The organism is Streptomyces sp. NBC_01474, assembly GCF_035918215.1.
Classification (GTDB): domain Bacteria; phylum Actinomycetota; class Actinomycetes; order Streptomycetales; family Streptomycetaceae; genus Streptomyces; species Streptomyces aureus.
Genome location: NZ_CP109449.1, coordinates 6,892,895 through 6,911,834 on the forward strand (window position 1 = coordinate 6,892,895; position 18,940 = coordinate 6,911,834).

Here is an 18,940-nt window from a genome sequence, read left to right on the forward strand (position 1 = left end):
TTCCCCATAACCTGCGGTACCTCAGGGTTCCGCAGAATCCGATTGAGGAAGGCACGGCCGCCGCACGTGAGGGACACACGAGAGAGCCGGCTGCTCCTGGTGCTGCTGATCGCCATCGCGTTCGCACTGATCACGGTGGACATCCGCGGTGGGGAGGACTCGCCGGTCGACGGTGCCCGCCAGGTCGCCGCCACGGTCTTCGGCCCCGTGGAGAACGGCGTCTCCAGCGCAGTCGACCCGATCGGCAACGCCATAGCTGCCGTCAAGGACTCCGGTAAGCGGCACAACCGCGTCAGCGAACTGGAGCGCGAGAACGCCGCCTTGAAGGCGAAGCTCGGCAGCGACGACCGCAACCGAAGCAAGATCCGCCAGCTCGACTCCATGCTGAAGACGGCGGGCGCAGGGCAGTACGGCATCAAGGGGGCGCAGGTCATCGCCATAGGAGCAGCCCAGGGATTCTCCTGGACCGTCACCATCGACTCCGGCGCCAACGACGGCCTCGAGCGCGACATGACCGTTCTGAACGGGGACGGGCTCGTGGGGCGCGTGACCACCGTAGGACCCAACACCGCGACCGTCCTGCTTGCCAACGACCCCGACTTCACCGTCGGTACCCGCATGGAGCGCACCGACGAGCTCGGCTTCGCCTCCGGACAGGGCGACCGGCCGCTGCGCGTGCAGCTTCTCAACGGCAAGGCCAACGTCAAGAAGGGCGACCGTCTGGTGACCTTCGGGTCCCAGGCCGACAAGCCGTTCGTGCCCGGCGTGCCCGTGGGGCAGGTGGTGCGCGTCGATCCGTCCGGCGGCGACCTGACCCGGACGATCTATGTGAAGCCGTACGTCGGATTCACCAAGCTCGACGTCGTGGGCGTGGTCGTACAGGCTCCGCGCACCGATCCGCGCGACGAAGTACTGCCGTCCAAGCCGGCCAAGCCCAAGCCGACGCCCACCGTCACCGTCACGGCCACGCCGTCCGGGCCCCCGGCCGGCGCCAACGGCAACGACGAGCAGTAGGAGCTGGATCCCATGCGCTTCAACCGGTTGCTGCTCTCCACCACCCTGGTGATCGTCGCCCTGGTCGTCCAGGTGTGCGTACTCGCCCGACTCCAACTGCCCGGCGCCGTGCCGGACCTCGTGCTCCTGACCGTCGTCGGCCTCGCCCTCGTGTACGGCCATGTCGGCGGCGCGTTCATCGGGTTCGGCGCGGGTCTACTCGCCGACCTGGCGCCGCCGGCCGACCACGCCGCCGGGCGCTACGCCCTCGTGCTGTGCGTCGTCGGCTACCTCGTCGGCCTCGCCAAGCCGGACAACGGCCAGCTCAGGTCCGCCTTCGGCCCGATGGTCGTGGTCGTCGCCGCGGCCATCGGCTCGACCCTGCTCTACGCGGGCGTCGGCGCCCTCGTCGGCGACACCGCAGCCCGCCATGTGGGCATCGGCAGCCTGCTGTTCACGGCCGCGCTCTACGACCTGCTCCTCGCGCCGTTCACCGTGCCGTTCATCATCGCCCTGGCCAGACGCGCCGACAACGATCCGCTCGCCGATTCCTCGCCCGGCGCCGGCAAGGCCACCGACGTCACCGCCGGCTGGCTCTCCTCCGGCACCGGCCTGCGCATCGGCAACCAGCGCGGCGGAATCCGCCTGAAGGCCACCAGGGCGCGCACCGCGCGGGCCGGCCGCATCAAGGGGGTCAAGCGCCTGTGACCGCCGCGCACATCACCGCGTACACGCACTGAGGAGGGGGAGGCAGCATGACCAACATTCCCGAGACCGGGCGGACCCCACGCGTCCAGATCCGGCTCGTCATCCTCCAGATCCTGGTCCTCTCCCTCCTGCTCACCCTCGGCGGCCGCCTCTGGTACCTCCAGATCCGCAACGGCGCCGAGTACGCCAAGGAGGCCTCCGGCAACCACGTCCAGCAGGTCGTCAGCCCCGCCGTGCGCGGCTCGATCCTGGACGCCCGCGGTGTGCCGATCGCCGACAACGAGACCCGCCTGGTCGTCTCCGCGTCCCGCACGGACCTGATGAAGATGCCCGACGACGGCAAGGCCGTCCTCGCCAAGCTCGCCGCCGTCCTCGGGATGAAGACCGGGGACGTCACGGAGAAGGTCCGCCTCTGCGACGCCAAGACGCCGCAGCCCTGCTGGAACGGCTCGCCCTACCAGCCCATCCCGATCACGGACGAGGCCACACCCAAGCAGGCCCTCCAGATCCGCGAGCGCTCCGAGGACTTCCCTGGCATCACCGCCGAGCCCGAGGCCGTGCGCCGCTACGCGGGACCGGGCGACTCCAACACCGCGCAAGTCCTCGGCTACCTCTCGCCCGTCACCGACGCCGAGATCGAGAAGGCCAAGGACACCTCGTCGCCGTACCTGCGCTCCGACCAGGTCGGCCGCTCCGGCCTGGAGCGCACCTACGACAAGGAGCTGCGCGGCAAGGCCGGCGTCACCCGCTACGAGGTCGACAACCTCGGCCGCGTCATCGGGCGCGCCAAGAGCGACGAGGCCGAGCCCGGAGCCAATGTCGTCACCTCGATCGACGCGCGCGTGCAGGGCGTCGCCGAGCGCGAGTTGAACGAGGCGATGAAGGCCGCCCGCCAGCAGTTCGACAAGATCACCGGCGAGAACTACAAGGCCGACTCCGGCGCGGTCGTCGTCATGGAGGCCAAGACCGGCCGGATCGTCTCCATGGCGTCCGCACCGTCGTACGACCCGAACGTCTGGATCGGCGGCATCTCCGCCAAGGACTACAAGCAGCTCACCGGCAAGGGCTCCGACTACCCGCTGCTCAACAGGGCCATCCAGGGTCAGTCCGCGCCCGGTTCGACGTTCAAGGTGATCTCCACGGCCGCCGCGGCCGAAGCCGGCTACAAGTGGGACGGCGGCTACCCCTGCACCAGCTCGTACTCGGTCGGCGGCCAGGTTTTCAAGAACTTCGAGGGGGAGAACTTCGGCCCCATCTCTCTCGGCCGCGCGCTGGAAGTCTCCTGCGACACCGTCTTCTACGGCCTCGCCGACCGGGAGTGGAAGAAGGACGGCGGCATCAATCCGAAGGGGACCCCCAAGGACTACTTCTACAAGGCCGCCCACCAGTTCGGCCTCGGCAAGACCACCGGCATCGACCTTCCCAACGAGGTCACGGGCCGCGTCCCCGACCGTCGGTGGAAGAAGGACTTCTGGGAGGCCAACAAGGACAGCTGGTGCAAGACCGGCAAGAAGGACGGCAGCTACGTCGAGAAGATCGCCTACGAGAACTGCCTCGAGGGCAACAAGATGCGCGAGGGCGACTCGATCAACTACTCCATCGGCCAGGGCGATACCCTCCTCACGCCGATTCAGGAGGCCATGATCTACGGGGCCCTCGCCAACGGCGGCACCGAGTACGTCCCGACCATCGGCAAGGCGATCATCAGCGCCGACGGCAAGACGGTCAGGAAGATCAAGCCCCAGGTCAAGGCCAAGCTCCCGATCACCAAGGCGACCCTCAAGGGCATGAACGACGCTCTCGCCGGCGTCGTCACCCGCGGTACCGCCGCCTGGAAGTTCGGCGGCTGGCCCCAGGACAAGATCCCGCTGCACGCCAAGACCGGCACCGCCGAGGTCTACGGCAAGCAGACCACGTCATGGCTGGCCACCTACTCCAAGGACTACTCGGTCATCATGACGATCTCCCAGGCCGGTACGGGCTCCGGAGCCTCCGGTGAGGCCGTCCGCAAGATCTACAACGCGCTGTACGGCGTCTCCGCCGACGGCACGATCGACAAGAAGAAGGCCCTGCTGCCCTCGCCGGAGAAGAACCTGCCGAAGATCAAGCAGGACGGTTCGATCGACGCGCCGACCATCAAGCCCTACAAGCCCGCCGACCCGAGCCCGTCCCCCACGCCGCAACTGGCGGCGGTCCTCGGCACCCCGGTGACCGGAAGGCGGCACTGACACCATGGCCGGTACCAACGGTTTCTCCGTCTCCGGGTACGGACCCGAGCGCTCCACCCTGTCCCGGCTCATGGCCAGGGACTCGGTGATGCGCCGCCTCGACTGGCCGATCCTTCTGTCGTCGCTCGCCCTGTCCCTCATCGGCTCGGCGCTCGTCTACTCGGCGACCCGCAACCGCACCGTGATCAACCAGGGCGACCCGTACTACTTCCTGTTCCGGCACCTCATGAACACCGGCATCGGCTTGACCCTGATGATCGGCACGATCTGGCTCGGCCACCGCACCCTGCGCACGGTCGTGCCGATCCTCTACGGCGCCTCGGTCTTCCTGATGCTGCTGGTGCTGACCCCGCTCGGCGACACGATCAACGGACAGCGCAACTGGCTGTCCGCGGGCGGAGTGTCGCTCCAGCCCGCCGAGTTCGCCAAGATCACGATCATCCTGGGCATGGCGATGCTGCTGGCCTCACGGGTCGACGCGGGCGACAAGCAGTACCCCGACCACCGCACGGTGCTGCAGGCGCTGGGCCTCGCCGCCGTCCCGATGCTCGTCGTGCTGCTCATGCCCGACCTCGGCACGATCATGGTCGCGGTCGTCATCGTGCTCGGTGTGCTGCTCGCCTCCGGCGCCTCCAACCGCTGGGTGTTCGGGCTCCTCGGCACGGGCGCCCTCGGCGCCGTCGCCGTCTGGAAGCTCGGCGTCCTCGACGAGTACCAGATCGCGCGCTTCGCGGCCTTCGCCAACCCGGCGCTCGACCCGGCCGGCGTCGGCTACAACACGAACCAGGCCCGCATCGCGATCGGCTCGGGCGGCCTGACCGGCACCGGCCTCTTCCACGGCTCCCAGACCACCGGCCAGTTCGTCCCCGAGCAGCAGACCGACTTCGTCTTCACCGTCGCCGGCGAGGAACTCGGCTTCGCCGGCGCCGGACTGATCCTGCTCCTGCTCGCCGTCGTCCTGTGGCGCGCCTGCCGCATCGCCCGCGAGACGACCGAGCTCTACGGCACGATCGTCGCCGCCGGGATCATCGCCTGGTTCGCCTTCCAGGCCTTCGAGAACATCGGCATGACGCTCGGCATCATGCCGGTGGCGGGCCTGCCCCTGCCGTTCGTGTCGTACGGAGGATCGTCCATGTTCGCCGTCTGGGTGGCGATCGGGCTCCTCCAGTCGATCCGCGTGCAAAGGCCCATGTCGGCGTAGGAACGAGCCTGCTCTGCCAGGGGGTCTGCCCAGAATCCGGATTCGCGACTAAATTCGGTTCATGGCGGAGACGAAGCGCGAGATCGAGCGGAAGTACGAGGCGCCCGTGGCCGACGAAGGCTTCGGGCTGCCGGATCTGAGCCATGTCGCCGGAGTCTCGGCCGTCATCGACAAAGGCGTCGTCGACCTCGACGCCGTCTACTACGACACCGCCGACCAGCGCCTCGCGGCCGCCGCGATCACCCTGCGGCGCCGCACCGGCGGCGCCGACGCGGGCTGGCACCTCAAACTCCCCGTCTCCCTCGCCGAGGGCGTACGGGACGAGATCCGGGCCCCGCTCTCCGACGACGTGCCCCGCGACCTCACCGGCCTCGTGCGCTCCCGGGTGCGCGAGGCCGATCTCGTACCCGTGATGAGGCTGCGTTCCTCGCGTGACGTCCGCGATCTCACCGGCGCCGACGGCGCGCTCCTCGCCGAGGTCAGCGTCGACGGCGTACGGGCCGAGCGGCTCACCGGCGGGGCCGGCGCCGCCGCCTGGACCGAGATCGAGGTCGAGCTGGCGGACGGCGGCGACCCGGCGTTCCTGGGCAAGGTCGAGAAGAAGCTCCGCAAGGCGGGCGCGAGCCGCTCGGCCTCCCCGTCGAAGCTCGCGCGGGCGCTCACGGAGACCGGCATCGGCCCGCGCCCGCCCCGGCCCGCCGACGATCCCGAGACCTCCGCAGACCACGTCCTCGTCTACCTCAGGGCCCAGCGTGACGCGATCGTCGACCTCGACCCCGCCGTCCGGCGCGACCTGCCCGATTCGGTGCACCAGATGCGCGTCGCCACCCGCCGGCTGCGCAGCGCCCTGCGCTCGTACCGCAGGATTCTCGACCGGGACGTGACCGACCCCATCGGCGACGAGCTGAAGTGGCTCGCCGGTGAGCTCGGAGTCGACCGCGACCAGGAGGTCCTGACCGAGCGGCTGACCGCGGCCCTCGACGAACTGCCGCGCGAGCTGCCCACGGGCCCCGTCCGGGCCCGGCTGCAGGCCTGGTCACAGGCCCGGCGCCGCGGATCGCGCCGCCATCTGATCGACGCACTCGACGGCAAGCGCTACCTCGCTCTCCTCGCCGCGCTCGACGCACTCGTCGACGCGCCCCCGCTGCGGGCCGAGCAGCCGGAGAACGCCCTGTCCAAGGCCGTGTTGCGGGACTACAAGCGGCTCGCGGGCCGTGTCGAGGGTGCGCTCGACACGGACCCCGGCCCGGCCCGCGACCTCGCCCTGCACAACGCCCGCAAGGCCGCCAAGCGCAGCCGGTACGCGGCCGAGGTCGCGACGCCCGCGCTCGGCCACCGGGCGAAGGACGTCGGCAAGCACGCGAAGGCGCTCCAGTCCCTGCTGGGCGAGCACCAGGACAGCGTGATGGCGCGCGAGGCGCTGCTCGACCTGGCGGCGCAGGCCCACGCGGCGGGGGAGAGCTCCTTCACATACGGGCTGCTGTACGGGCGCGAGGAGGCGCTCGCCGAGCGGGCCGAGGCGGAGCTGTCGCCGCTGTGGGCGAAGGCTGTCTCCTGACCGCGTTACGCTTGACAGTCATCCCTGTCAGCTCACGAAGGTCCCGGGTATGCCTGCCGAAGCCGCAGAGTCGGTCTTTCCACAGCTCGAAGCTTTGCTCCCGCATGTGCAGAAGCCGATCCAGTACGTGGGCGGTGAGCTCAATTCCACCGTCAAGCCGTGGGAGAGTTCCGACGTCCGCTGGGCGCTGATGTACCCGGACGCCTACGAGGTCGGGCTCCCGAACCAGGGCGTCATGATCCTCTACGAGGTGCTGAACGAGCGCGAGGGCGTTCTCGCCGAGCGCACGTACAGCGTCTGGCCGGACATGGAAGCGCTGATGCGCGAGCACAAGGTGCCGCAGTTCACCGTGGACTCGCACCGGCCGCTCAAGGCGTTCGACGTGTTCGGGCTCTCCTTCTCCACCGAGCTCGGCTACACGAACATGCTCACGGCCCTGGACCTCGCCGGCATCCCGCTGGCGGCCAAGGACCGTACGATCGACGACCCGATCGTCCTCGCGGGCGGCCACGCGGCCTTCAACCCCGAGCCGATCGCCGAGTTCATCGACTGCGCCGTCATCGGTGACGGCGAGCAGGCCGTCCTCGACATGACGGAGATCATCCGCGCCTGGAAGGCCGAGGGGTGCCCCGGCGGTCGCGAGGAGGTGCTGTTCCGCCTCGCGAAGACGGGTGGTGTCTACGTCCCCGGGTTCTACGACGTCGAGTACCTGCCGGACGGCCGTATCGGCCGTGTCGTGCCGAACAGGTCCGGCGTGCCGTGGCGCGTCAGCAAGCACACCGTCATGGACCTCGACGAGTGGCCGTACCCGAAGCAGCCCCTCGTCCCGCTCGCCGAGACCGTCCACGAGCGGATGTCCGTCGAGATCTTCCGCGGCTGCACCCGCGGCTGCCGTTTCTGCCAGGCCGGCATGATCACGCGCCCCGTGCGGGAGCGAAGCATCACCGGCATCGGCGACATGGTCGAGAAGGGTCTCAAGGCGACCGGGTTCGAGGAGGTCGGCCTGCTCTCGCTGTCCTCCGCCGACCACTCCGAGATCGGTGACATCGCCAAGGGCCTCGCCGACCGGTACACCGAGGACAAGATCGGCCTGTCGCTGCCGTCCACCCGTGTGGACGCGTTCAACGTCGACCTGGCCAACGAGCTCACGCGCAACGGCCGCCGCTCCGGCCTGACCTTCGCCCCCGAGGGCGGCTCCGAGCGCATGCGCAAGGTCATCAACAAGATGGTCTCGGAAGAGGACCTCATCCGGACCGTCGCCACGGCGTACGGCAACGGCTGGCGCCAGGTGAAGCTGTACTTCATGGTCGGCCTGCCGACGGAGACCGACGAGGACGTCCTGCAGATCGCGGAGATGGCGGCGAACGTCATCGCCAAGGGCCGTGAGGTCGCGGGCAACGACATCCGCTGCACCGTCTCCATCGGCGGCTTCGTGCCCAAGCCGCATACGCCGTTCCAGTGGGCCCCGCAGCTGTCGGCCGCCGGGACGGACGCCCGTCTGGAGAAGCTCCGCGACAAGATCCGCGGTGACAAGAAGTACGGCCGCTCCATCGGCTTCCGCTACCACGACGGCAAGCCCGGCATCGTCGAGGGCCTGCTCTCCCGCGGTGACCGCCGCATCGGCTCCGTGATCCGCGCGGTCTACGAGGACGGCGGCCGCTTCGACGGCTGGCGCGAGCACTTCAGCTACGACCGCTGGATGGCCTGCGCCGAGAAGACGCTGCCCGAGTTCGGTGTCGACGTCGACTGGTACACGACGCGCGAGCGCACGTACGAGGAGGTCCTGCCCTGGGACCACCTGGACTCCGGTCTCGACAAGGACTGGCTCTGGGAGGACTGGCAGGACTCGCTCGACGAGACCGAGGTCGAGGACTGCCGGTGGACGCCGTGCTTCGACTGTGGCGTGTGTCCGCAGATGGACACGCACATCCAGGTCGGCCCGACGGGCAAGAAGCTGCTGCCGCTGACGGTCGTCAAGTAGCGCACGAACAGTGGGAGTTGAGGGGCCGGGACGCCGTCATGGCGTCCCGGCCCCTCAGCCGTGTCAGGCCGTGATCGGCTTGCTGTCCACGCGGACGTGGTCGACCGCCCAGTACCAGTTGTTGCCCGCGTCGTACATGCGGAACTTCAGGGTGACCGTCTTCGCGCCCGCCGGGACCGCGAGTTCCTTCGTCACGAAGGTGTTCTCGGCGTCCTGGCCGGCGTTGTCGTTGCCCGTCGCGTCGGAGCTGTAGTGGAGGAGGCGCGTCTCCTCGCCCGTGTCGAAGACCGCCGTCACGGCCGCCTTCTGCGGGGCCTCCTGGCGGTAGTGCGAGTCGAAGGCCACGTACAGCTTCGCCGTGCCGGACGGGACCGGGACCGCGGGGGAGACCAGCGTCGAGTCGAACGTGCCCTTCGCGGAGGGCGAGCCGGTGTCGTCCCAGTCGTCCGGATCGGCGACCGCGACCACGCCGAGCGCGCGGCCGAAGCCGCCGCGGTCCTGGCCGGCCGGTGACCAGGCCCGCTTGGTGTGGAACGTCCAGCCCTGGAGGCGGGCGGTGCCCTGCGGCATGGCGGCCGCGTTCACCACGGACCAGCCCTTGGGGGCTGTCGCGGTCCAGCCGACGACACCCGACACCGGCTGGAGCGAGTCCGCCACCGACTCGAAGTCCTCGCCGAGCAGACGGCCCGCCATGGACGGGGCGGTACGCGCCGAGACCTCGCCGTCGGCCAGGACGAACCGTTCGCCGGAGCGGGCCAGCGCCGTCACGAGGAGCCGGTACGCGGCCGTGCCCGACAGCTCGCCGGGGACCTGTACCTCCCACTCGGCGGTCGCCGACGCGCCCGCCGCGAGCGAGGCCGGCGGCGCCGAAACCTCCTTCACCGCCCAGCCCTTGGGCACCACCGGGTGCGCCTCGATCGCGGACAAGGCGCTCGTCGCGTCGAACCGTGCGCGGACGCGGGCGGCCTTGCCGGGGACGAGGATCGCCTCGTCGATCGTGGTCGACGCCGCCTCCAGGGACACCGTGACGCCGAGCGCGTCGGGCAGCCCCATCGCGGGGTCGGTGACGCCTTCGAGCTTGCCGGGGACCCGGCCCGCGTACCGGCGCAGGAAGCCGGGCTCGTCGCGGACGGTGACGGCCACGTCGTACCAGCCCTCGCGCGGCACGCGGATCCGGACGGTGCGGTGTGCGCCCGCGCCGACGCGGAACTCGCGGGTGCCGCCGCCGTAGGCGAGGTCGCCGACGAGGAACGTGCGGGCGGTGCGGGCGTGGTTGGTCAGCTCGACGTCGGCGCCGCGGCCGTCGTCGGCGAGGTCCAGGTGCGCCTCGTACATCCCCGCCGCGTCGCCGCGCAGATGCCACAGAGCGCCGTTCGGCCCGTGGACGCGCAGGTCGTAGCCGTTGTCGCCGGGGCTCCACACGTCGGACAGCTTCGACTTGGGGCTCAGTGTGTAGTGCTTGGGCGCGATGCCGGGCTCGGGGTACACCGCGAGGACGGCGCCCTGGCGGCCGTGGTTGGCGAGGTCCAGGGTGACCTTGCCGCCGCGCACGCGGGGCGTGACCCGCAGGTCGTACGGGGTGGGGCGGGCGGTGCGGCTGCCGCGCTGCTGCGCGGGCAGGAGCTGCGGCTCGGGCACGGTGGGCGCGGGCAGCTTGCCGGTGTCGGTGACCTTCTGGCGGTTGCCGCTGGTGTCGGGCAGCGTGGGCCACGACGGGTTCTTGCCGGAGAAGTCGAAGACGTCGGTCAGGTCGCCGGTGATCTCGCGGCGCCAGGGGCTGATGTTGGGCTCGCGCACCCCGAAGCGCTTCTCCAGGAACTGGATGACGGACGTGTGGTCGCACACCGTCGACGCCACGGCGCCGCCGCGCGTCCACGGCGACACCACGATCATCGGTACGCGCATGCCGAGCCCGAGGGGGAAGGGCCCCGCGGCCTTCGTCTCACCGGCGGGCAGCGTGTCGGACCAGGTCAGCGACCCGTCGGCACCCTTCACGCGGTACTGGCCCCGCTGGTTGACGGGCCGGTAGAAGGTCGAGCTGCCCTTGCCGACCCGCACCACGACCTCGCCGTCGGGCGTCACGGTCGACCGGCCGCGGCCCTCGGCGACCGGCGGCACGGGCGCGACCAGGTGGTCGTAGAAGCCGCCGTGCTCGTCGTAGTTCAGGATGAACGCGGTCTTGGCGAAGACCTCGGGGTTGTCGGCGAGCGCGGACAGCAGACGCGCCGTCAGATCCTCCCCGTGCGGCGGCGCGTAGCTGGCGTGCTCGGACAGGGCGGCCGGCGCGACGAGCCAGGAGACCTGCGGCAGCGTGTCGTTCTTCACGTCCTCGGCGAACGCGGCGACCAGCGCGTCACCCATCGCCCACGGGTCGTTCGTCTGCGCGGGGTTGCCGACCTTCTTCATGCCGCGCTCGTACAGCGACTCACCGGGCCTGGCGGCGCGGAAGGTGTTGAACCAGGCGAGCGCGTTGTCGTCGAAGTTCTCCTGCGCCTGGTACGTCTTCCAGCTGACGCCCGCCGCTTCGAGGCGCTCGGCGTAGGTCGTCCACTCGAAGCCGGGCTCCTGGTTGTCGACGACGGCGATGTCGCGCACCGTGCCGCCGCTGGTGCCGGTCATCAGGTGCTCGCGGTTGGGGTTGGTGCTGGTCTCGGTCGAGCAGTAGTAGTGGTCGCAGATGGTGAAGACCGAGGCGAGCGCGTTGTAGAAGGGCATGTCGGCGGGCTCGTAGTAGCCCTGGCCGAGCCAGCCGCTGCCGCGTCGGGTGACGTAGCCGTCGGCCATACCGTCGTTGCGGGCGTTCATCGAGTCGCCGAACCCGAAGGCGGCGGCGCCCTGCTGGTAGGCGCTGGTGTGCGCGGCGTTCATCGCGAACGGCGCGAGCCAGCCCTCGGCGCGCGACGGGTCGGGCTGGTGGAACACGGGCCGGCCGTTGATCCCGCGCACGGCGGCGCGGTCACCGAACCCCCGTATCCCCTGCATCGTGCCGAAGTAGTGGTCGAACGACCGGTTCTCCTGCATGAACACCACGACGTGCTGGATGTCCTCCAGCGTGCCGGGCCTGCCCGGCGCGGCGAGCGCGGTGCGCAGGCTCAGTGGCAGCGCGGCCAGCACTCCGGCGGCAGCGGCGCCACCCATGAGGGTGCGGCGGGAGAGTTCGGGTCTGTGCTCGGGGTGCGGTGAGCTCGTGCTCATCGGGGGTGTCCTCCAACGTCCTTCTGCAAGCGGCCTGTTTGGCCCAGACCCGTTATGAATACGAGACAGAAGTGGCCGTGGCCAGAGGTGTGCGTGAAGTTCCCATGACGCGGATCCGTATGCCGCGCTCCGGCGTCTGAGAAGACATGGACTGGGAGCAGCACCCGACGCCCGCGGAGCCCGTTGCCGCCGAACGGCCGCCCGAGGGCTGCCTCGTGGCCGCGATCCGCATCCCGGTGCGCATCGTCGTCCTGGTCCTCGTCGTACCGATCCGCCTGACCTGGGACGCCGTCGCCGCCGGCGGTCGTGCTGTGTGGCGTCGTGGCCTGGTGCCCCTGGCCCGCGGGACCGGACAGCCGCTGCGCGCGGTGTTCGTGGTGCCGTGGGTGTGGCTTTGGGTCCGCGTACTGGCTCCGGCGGCGCGGGGCGTGGGCGCCGCGCTGACGTGGCTCGGCGGGGCGCTGTTCGTGCGGCCGTGGGTGGCGTTGTGGAGGCGCGTGCTGGTTCCGGTCGGCCGGGGGGTCGCCGTCGCGCTGGCATGGACCGGCAGAGCGCTCTTCGTCCGGCCGTGGGTCGCGCTGTGGCGCCACGCCCTCGCGCCGGTCGGCCGCGGGGTGCGGGCCGTCGCGCTGTGGGTGTGGTGGAAGGGCGTCGTCGCCTCGGTCGCCTGGTGGTACCTCCGGGTGATGACACCGGCCGGGCACGGGATCGCGTGGCTGGCGCGGGGGGTGTGGGCGGGTCTCGCTTTCGTGGCCCGGGGGATCGCGCGGCTCGCCTCCGTCGTCCGGGGCGGGGTTGTCGCGGTGGGGCGGGGGGCCGGGTGGCTTTCGCGGGCGGTCGGGGCGGGTCTCGCCTCCGTGGGCCGGGGCATCGCGCACCTCGCCTCCTCCGTCTGGGCCGGGCTCACCGCGGCCGGGCGCGGCCTGCGCGTGGGTGGTGTGTGGCTGCTGCGGGCGCTCTTCGTGGTGCCGTGGGTGTGGCTGTACGCGCGCGTGCTCCTGCCTCTCGGCGGCGGGATCGCCTGGCTGGCGCGGGGCATCGCGGCGGCTGTCCGTGCCCTGGGAGCGGGCCTCGCCGCACTGCTGCGCGCCCTCGTCGTCCCCGCGGTGTGGCTATACGCACACGCCCTGGGCCCGCTCGGCCCCGGCATCGCTCTCCTCGCGCGCGGCACGGCGACCGCCGTCACCTGGCTCGCCAAGGCCCTCTTCGTCTGGCCCTGGGTCTGGCTCCACACCCGCGTACTCGCACCCGTCGGACGCGCAACTGCCTTTCTTTTCAAGCTGGTTGGGGCCCATCTCGTCTTCGCCGGCCGAGCGCTGGGCGCGGGCCTGGCGTGGCTCGGCCGGGGCGTGTGGTCAGGGCTCGCGTGGCTCGCACGTGGAGTGTGGGCCGGCGTCGCATGGTTCGGGCGTGGGGTCCGGACCGTCGCCGTCACCCTCGTACGGTGGATCTTCGTCGTGCCCGCCGTCGCCCTCTGGCGCTGGGTGCTCGTGCCCGTCGGGCGGGCAGTCGTCGTCCTCGTGCGGGAGACCGGCGAGGCGCTCGGGCACGCGTGGCGTGTCGCCGGACACATGTCGCGGGCCGTCGGACGGTTCCTCGGCCGGCTCCTGCGGTGGATCTTCGTGGACCCGGTGCGCTGGGCGTACCGCAACGTGTGCACCCCGCTGGGACACCTCGTACGGGACTCCGTATGGCGGCCCGCGGCCCAGGCGGTCAAGGACGCGGGGCGCACCGCGCGCCAGGCCCTCGCGGCGGCGCGCGAGAGCGTGCGCCAGGCCAGGGCCGACGTCCGCCGGGCGCTCTTCGGAGCAAAACGGGCGGAGCCCGAACAGCTGGTCAGGGACCGGCGGGAACCTGGCCCGCCGCAGGCACGTACTCTAGGTAGCAGTACGACCGCTCTCACGAAGGACTAGAACACTGGGCAAGCGACAGCCCGAAGGCCCGCCGCCCGCACCCGCGGTGCAGCGCATCCGACTGCGCTATACCAAGCGCGGCCGCCTCCGGTTCACCAGCCACCGTGACTTCCAGCGCGCCTTCGAGCGTGCGCTGCGCCGCGCCGAGGTGCCCATGGCGTACTCGGCGGGGTTCACGCCGCACCCGAAGGTGTCGTACGCCAATGCCGCACCCACCGGCACGGGCAGCGAAGCCGAGTATCTGGAGATCGCGCTCACCGAAGCGCGCGATCCGGACACGCTGCGCGAGCTCCTCGACGAGTCGCTCCCCACGGGGCTCGACATCATCGAGGCCGTCGAGTCCCGCACCTCGGGCCTCGCCGACAGGCTCACCGCATCCGTCTGGGAGCTGCGGCTCGACGGCGTCGACGCCGCTGAGGCCGAGGCCGCCACGGACGCGTTCGTCGCGGCGGAGGCCGTCGAGGTCCAGCGAAGGACCAAGAACGGGATGCGGACGTTCGACGCCCGTGCCGCCGTCGTGAGCCTTGAGGCCGTCGAGGCCCCGCAGGCGAACGACGCCCAGGCTGATAGGCCGACCGACAAGGCCTGTGCGATACTGCGCCTGGTTGTTCGGCACGTGACGCCTGCCGTTCGACCCGACGACGTTCTGTCCGGTCTCCGAGCTGTGGCCGACCTGGCGCCGCCGGTCCCCGCAGCGGTGACCAGGCTGGCGCAGGGGCTTTTCGATGAAGAGACCGGCACGGTGACCGACCCGCTCGCGCCCGACCGCGAGGCAGTCGAGGCCGCATCTCCCGCAAGCGGGGGGAGCGCCGCAGCTGCCGCCGCGACGGCGCCGGTGCCAGGTTCCGCGTAAGGACGGTCGTCGAAGCGCCGCCCTCGTACTCGGGAGCCACCTGGGTCGGGCAGCGCACGAACCCAAGGACTTTCGCCAGGCCGTACGCACACATGGCGTACGGAACCGGCGAGAACAGACAGAGAGCTCCCGTGCGGCGCCCGCGCCCCGGACGGCGGCACCGCGCATGAACGCGCGAGCCGCGGACGTCACCGGACCAGGCGCGGCGCCCGGGAGCCTGACGGGAGATCCACCCGCATGCTCGAGCCGACCGAACCCACTGAGACGTCTTCGTCCGTGGGAACCGACAACAACAGCCCCAGCGACACCCTGCCGCCGCGCCGCCGGCGCCGTGCGGCCTCGCGCCCCGCGGGCCCGCCCACGGGTGCCGCCGCCGACACCGCTCCGGCCGCGAAGGCCGCCGCCGACCCCGTCGCCGACGAGGCCGAAGAGACCGAGGCAGGCGCGGCCGCCGCCGAGGCCCCCGCGCAGGACGCCGCACCCGCCGGGCGCCCGCGCCGGCGTGCCACCCGCCGCGCCTCCGCGCCCGTCGGCGCACCCAAGACTTCCGACGCGGCAGAGAGCGCCGAGGCCGAGCCCGCTGCCGCTGCCGCTGCCGCTGCCGCCGCGCCCGCCGTGGCCGCGGAAGAGCCTGTCGCCGAGCCGGAGGCCGCGCCCGCCGGGCGTACCCGCCGCCGTGCCACGCGCCGCGTCTCCGCCCCCGCCGGTACCCCCGAGCAGGCCGAGGCCCCTGCGGTGACCGAGCCCGCAGCCGCGCCCGCCGTGGCCGCGGAAGAGCCTGTCACCGAGCCGGAGGCCGCGCCCGCCGGGCGTACCCGCCGCCGCGCCACCCGCCGCTCCACCGCCCCCGCCGGCGCGCCCGAGCAGGCCGAGCCCGTGGCCGCCGCCGAGCCCGCCGCGACGGAGACTCCGAAGGCGGAGACTCCGAAGGCGGAGGCTCCCAAGACCGAGGCTCCCAAGACAGAGGCCCCCGCCGCCGCGTCCGACGAGGACGCCGAAGGTGGGCGCCGCCCCCGCCGCCGTGCCACCCGCAAGGCCGCGGTCGGCTTCTCCGAGCCCGCGCAGCGCTCCGCCAAGAAGGCCGCCTCGCGCGCCGCCGCCCCCGCCGCCGACGAGACCAAGGGCACGAAGGGCTCGCGCCGTCCCGCGCGGCCGTCCGTCGCCGTCTTCCAGGCGCCGGTCTTCGCCGAGCCGATGTTCCAGACCCCGGAGCGCGCCGCCGCCGCAGCGGCCGCCGCCGAGGCCGCGGTGGAGGAGGAGCCGGCCGAGGCCGAGGCTCCCGTCGAGGCCGTGACCGTGGCCGATGTGGTCGCGGAGGAGACGCCGCGCCGTCGCCGTCGCCGTGGCCGTGCCGCCGAGGAGCAGCCCGCCGCACCGGCCGCCGAGCCGCAGCGGCCCGCCGCCGCCGAGGAGCCTGCCGAGGCCGAGGCCGAGGACGCCGAGGGCGACCAAGACCACGAGGACCACGACGAGCAGGGCGACCGCCCCACGCGCCGCCGGCGCCGTGGTGGCCGCCGTCGCCGTCGCGGTGACTCCGCGGACGCCGAGTCCGACGAGCAGGGCGACGAAGAGGCCGAGCACGCCGACGAGGGCGCCGAGCACGCCGACGAGAGCGATGAGGCCGACGAGGCCGACGAGCGCGAGGAGTCCGGCCCGTCCGGCTCCAGCAGCAGCCGTCGCCGTCGTCGCCGTCGTCGCCGCGCGGGAGACGCCTCCACCGAGGGCGAGCCGGGCGACGGCGACCCCGAGCGCACGGTCGTGAAGGTCCGCGAGCCCCGTAAGCAGGAGGAGCGGGGCACCGGCGCCGACGAGGTGCAGTCCATCAAGGGCTCGACGCGACTCGAGGCGAAGAAGCAGCGCCGCCGCGAGGGCCGCGAGCAGGGCCGCCGTCGTGTGCCGATCATCACCGAGGCCGAGTTCCTGGCCCGCCGCGAGGCCGTCGAGCGGGTCATGGTCGTCCGCCAGCACGGCGAGCGCACCCAGATCGGCGTGCTCGAGGACGACATCCTCGTCGAGCACTACGTCAACAAGGAGCAGTCGACCTCGTACGTCGGCAACGTGTACCTGGGCAAGGTCCAGAACGTGCTGCCGTCCATGGAGGCCGCCTTCATCGACATCGGCAAGGGCCGCAACGCCGTGCTCTACGCCGGTGAGGTCAACTTCGAGGCGCTCGGCATGGCCAACGGGCCGCGCCGCATCGAGACCGCCCTCAAGTCCGGCCAGTCCGTCCTCGTGCAGGTCACCAAGGACCCGATCGGCCACAAGGGCGCCCGCCTGACCAGCCAGGTCTCGCTGCCCGGCCGCTACCTGGTCTACGTCCCCGAGGGGTCGATGACCGGCATCAGCCGCAAGCTGCCCGACACCGAGCGCGCGCGTCTGAAGACCATCCTCAAGAAGATCGTCCCCGAGGACGCGGGCGTCATCGTGCGCACCGCCGCCGAGGGCGCGAGCGAGGAGGAGCTGAGCCGCGACGTCGAGCGTCTGCAGGCCCAGTGGGAGGAGATCCAGAAGAAGTCGAAGCAGATCTCGACGAGCTCGCCGAGCCTGCTGTACGGCGAGCCGGACATGACCGTCCGCGTCGTGCGCGACATCTTCAACGAGGACTTCTCCAAGGTCATCGTCAGCGGTGACGAGGCGTGGGACACCATCCACGGATACGTCAACCACGTGGCGCCCGACCTGGGCGACCGCCTCTCGAAGTGGACCTCCGAGGTCGACGTCTTCGCGACGTACAGGATCGACGAGCAGCTCGCCAAGGCGCTCGACCGCAAGGTCTGGCTGCCCAGCGGCGGCTCGCTGGTGATCGACAAGACCGAGGCGATGATCGTCGTCGACGTCAACACCGGCAAGTTCACCGGCCAGGGCGGCAACCTCGAAGAGACCGTGACGAGGAACAACCTCGAAGCGGCCGAGGAGATCGTGCGCCAGCTGCGCCTGCGTGACCTCGGCGGCATCGTCGTCATCGACTTCATCGACATGGTCCTGGAGTCCAACAGGGACCTGGTCCTGCGCCGGCTCCTCGAGTGCCTGGGCCGTGACCGGACCAAGCACCAGGTGGCCGAGGTCACCTCGCTCGGCCTGGTCCAGATGACCCGTAAGCGTGTGGGCCAGGGCCTCCTGGAGTCCTTCTCCGAGACCTGCGTCCACTGCAACGGGCGCGGTGTCATCGTCCACATGGAGCAGCCCACGTCCGCTGGTGGTGGCGGCAAGCGCAAGAAGCGCGGCCGTGGCGGCAACGGCGCGGAGCCCACGTACGAGCACGACCACGAGCAGGCGGCGCTGGAGACGGAGGTGGAGACCGAGGCAGAGGTCGCCGCCGAGGTCGCGGCCCCCGTCGCGCTGGCCGAGCCCGAGTTCGTGCGCGACGAGGAGCTGTACAGCAGCCCCGCCGAGGCGGAGGCCGCGGCCCGTGGTGGCCGTTCGCGCCGTCGTGCGACCCGCAGGGCGTCGGCTCCGGCCGGCGCGCCCAAGGGCGAGGCAGCCCCGAAGGAGGCCACCAAGGCGGAGGCTCCGAAGGTGGAGGCCCCGCAGGTCGAGGCTCCCAAGGCCGAGGCCCCGCAGGTCGAGGCGGAGCCCGTCGTGGCCGAGCCGGTCGTGGCGGAGCCCGCCCCGGTCGAGGAAGCCGCTCCCAAGGGGCGTACGCGCCGTCGGGCGACCCGTAAGGCGACGGCTCCGGCCGGTTCGCCGAAGGCCGCCGCCGAGGCCGAGGTGACCGTCACGGCGCCCGCCAAGCCCGAGCCGGAACCCGTCGTGGCCGAGGAGCCCAAGGCCGCTGAGGCCGAGGAGAAGGCCGAGGCGCCCGTCGAGAGCGCGGCTCCGGCCCGCCCGCGTCGCCGCGCCGTCCGCAAGGCCACCGCGCCCACCGCGTCCGAGGAGACGGCCGTCGTGGTCGTCCCGTCGGCCACGGAGGCGCAGGCCGAGCCGGAGCAGGCCGAGGCCGAGGCCGCCGAGGAGGCGCCCGCCGCCAAGAAGACGGCCCGTAAGACGGCCAAGAAGGCGACGGCGAAGAAGGCCGCCACCAAGAAGACCGCGGCCAAGAAGACGGCCGCGAAGAAGACGACGGCCAAGAAGGCGGCGACGAAGACCGCCGCCAAGAAGGCGACCGCGAAGAAGACCGTGGCGGCCGAGCAGCAGGCTCAGCCGTCCGTCTCCGCCGCGGCCGACGAGGCCTGAGCAACACGGTAGATCCGGATCCGACGCCCCCGAGCCGCACTACGCGGAACGGGGGCGTCGGCATGTCGCAGCTCACGTAACTCCGACTGGACCGCACCCTGCTCTTGGAGACCGGCCAACTACCTGTAAAACTCATG

At 71.7% G+C, this 18,940-nt stretch carries 10 protein-coding genes; 9 read left to right on the plus strand and 1 reads right to left on the minus strand.

Features of this window, described 5'->3' with window-relative positions; translation table 11 throughout:
- Nucleotides 1-66: 66 nt before the first annotated feature.
- The 6 genes from mreC to OG758_RS31490 all read left to right on the plus strand — a co-directional run bounded on the left by mreC (nucleotide 67) and on the right by OG758_RS31490 (nucleotide 8,669).
- The gene (gene mreC / locus OG758_RS31465) at nucleotides 67-1,014 is read left to right on the plus strand and encodes a rod shape-determining protein MreC (protein ID WP_326713026.1); all 948 of its coding nucleotides are present in this window, start codon (nucleotides 67-69) and stop codon (nucleotides 1,012-1,014) included.
- Nucleotides 1,015-1,026: 12 nt separating this feature from the next.
- A complete protein-coding gene (gene mreD / locus OG758_RS31470) occupies nucleotides 1,027-1,701 on the plus strand; it encodes a rod shape-determining protein MreD (protein ID WP_326713027.1) in 675 nt (224 codons plus the stop codon).
- 47 nt (nucleotides 1,702-1,748) lie between these two features.
- Complete coding sequence (mrdA, locus tag OG758_RS31475) at nucleotides 1,749-3,929, plus strand: penicillin-binding protein 2 (protein ID WP_326713028.1); 2,181 nt, start codon at nucleotides 1,749-1,751, stop codon at nucleotides 3,927-3,929.
- A gap of 4 nt (nucleotides 3,930-3,933) precedes the next feature.
- Entirely contained in the window at nucleotides 3,934-5,130 is a 1,197-nt protein-coding gene (gene rodA / locus OG758_RS31480) for a rod shape-determining protein RodA (protein ID WP_326713029.1), read from the plus strand.
- A gap of 61 nt (nucleotides 5,131-5,191) precedes the next feature.
- On the plus strand, nucleotides 5,192-6,688 hold the full coding sequence (locus OG758_RS31485; protein ID WP_326713030.1) for a CYTH and CHAD domain-containing protein: 1,497 nt from the start codon (nucleotides 5,192-5,194) through the stop codon (nucleotides 6,686-6,688).
- Nucleotides 6,689-6,737: 49 nt separating this feature from the next.
- Nucleotides 6,738-8,669: a TIGR03960 family B12-binding radical SAM protein gene (locus tag OG758_RS31490; RefSeq protein WP_266564283.1), complete on the plus strand. Its 1,932-nt coding sequence runs from the start codon at nucleotides 6,738-6,740 to the stop codon at nucleotides 8,667-8,669.
- Between the two features lie 63 nt (nucleotides 8,670-8,732).
- On the opposite strand, the gene OG758_RS31495 is transcribed toward OG758_RS31490, so the two are convergent.
- Nucleotides 8,733-11,864 (minus strand): phosphocholine-specific phospholipase C, encoded by a 3,132-nt coding sequence (locus OG758_RS31495; RefSeq protein ID WP_326713031.1) that lies wholly within the window; start codon nucleotides 11,862-11,864, stop codon nucleotides 8,733-8,735.
- 146 nt (nucleotides 11,865-12,010) lie between these two features.
- On the opposite strand from OG758_RS31495, the gene OG758_RS31500 reads away from it, so the two are divergent.
- From OG758_RS31500 to OG758_RS31510, 3 genes are all read left to right on the plus strand, one after another.
- Nucleotides 12,011-13,777: a hypothetical protein gene (locus OG758_RS31500; RefSeq protein ID WP_326713032.1), complete on the plus strand. Its 1,767-nt coding sequence runs from the start codon at nucleotides 12,011-12,013 to the stop codon at nucleotides 13,775-13,777.
- A 46-nt stretch (nucleotides 13,778-13,823) separates the two neighbouring features.
- The gene (locus OG758_RS31505; RefSeq protein ID WP_326713033.1) at nucleotides 13,824-14,630 is read left to right on the plus strand and encodes a TIGR03936 family radical SAM-associated protein; all 807 of its coding nucleotides are present in this window, start codon (nucleotides 13,824-13,826) and stop codon (nucleotides 14,628-14,630) included.
- A gap of 237 nt (nucleotides 14,631-14,867) precedes the next feature.
- A complete protein-coding gene (locus OG758_RS31510) occupies nucleotides 14,868-18,803 on the plus strand; it encodes an Rne/Rng family ribonuclease (protein WP_326713034.1) in 3,936 nt (1,311 codons plus the stop codon).
- Nucleotides 18,804-18,940: the final 137 nt, after the last annotated feature.

Coding starts and splice junctions, on each gene's coding strand:
- mreD (WP_326713027.1), top strand. CDS start 1,027: ATGCGCTTCAACCGGTTGCTGCTCTCCACCACCCTGGTGATCGTCGCC.
- mrdA (WP_326713028.1), top strand. CDS start 1,749: ATGACCAACATTCCCGAGACCGGGCGGACCCCACGCGTCCAGATCCGG.
- rodA (WP_326713029.1), top strand. CDS start 3,934: ATGGCCGGTACCAACGGTTTCTCCGTCTCCGGGTACGGACCCGAGCGC.
- OG758_RS31485 (WP_326713030.1), top strand. CDS start 5,192: ATGGCGGAGACGAAGCGCGAGATCGAGCGGAAGTACGAGGCGCCCGTG.
- OG758_RS31490 (WP_266564283.1), top strand. CDS start 6,738: ATGCCTGCCGAAGCCGCAGAGTCGGTCTTTCCACAGCTCGAAGCTTTG.
- OG758_RS31495 (WP_326713031.1), bottom strand. CDS start 11,864: ATGAGCACGAGCTCACCGCACCCCGAGCACAGACCCGAACTCTCCCGC.
- OG758_RS31500 (WP_326713032.1), top strand. CDS start 12,011: ATGGACTGGGAGCAGCACCCGACGCCCGCGGAGCCCGTTGCCGCCGAA.
- OG758_RS31510 (WP_326713034.1), top strand. CDS start 14,868: ATGCTCGAGCCGACCGAACCCACTGAGACGTCTTCGTCCGTGGGAACC.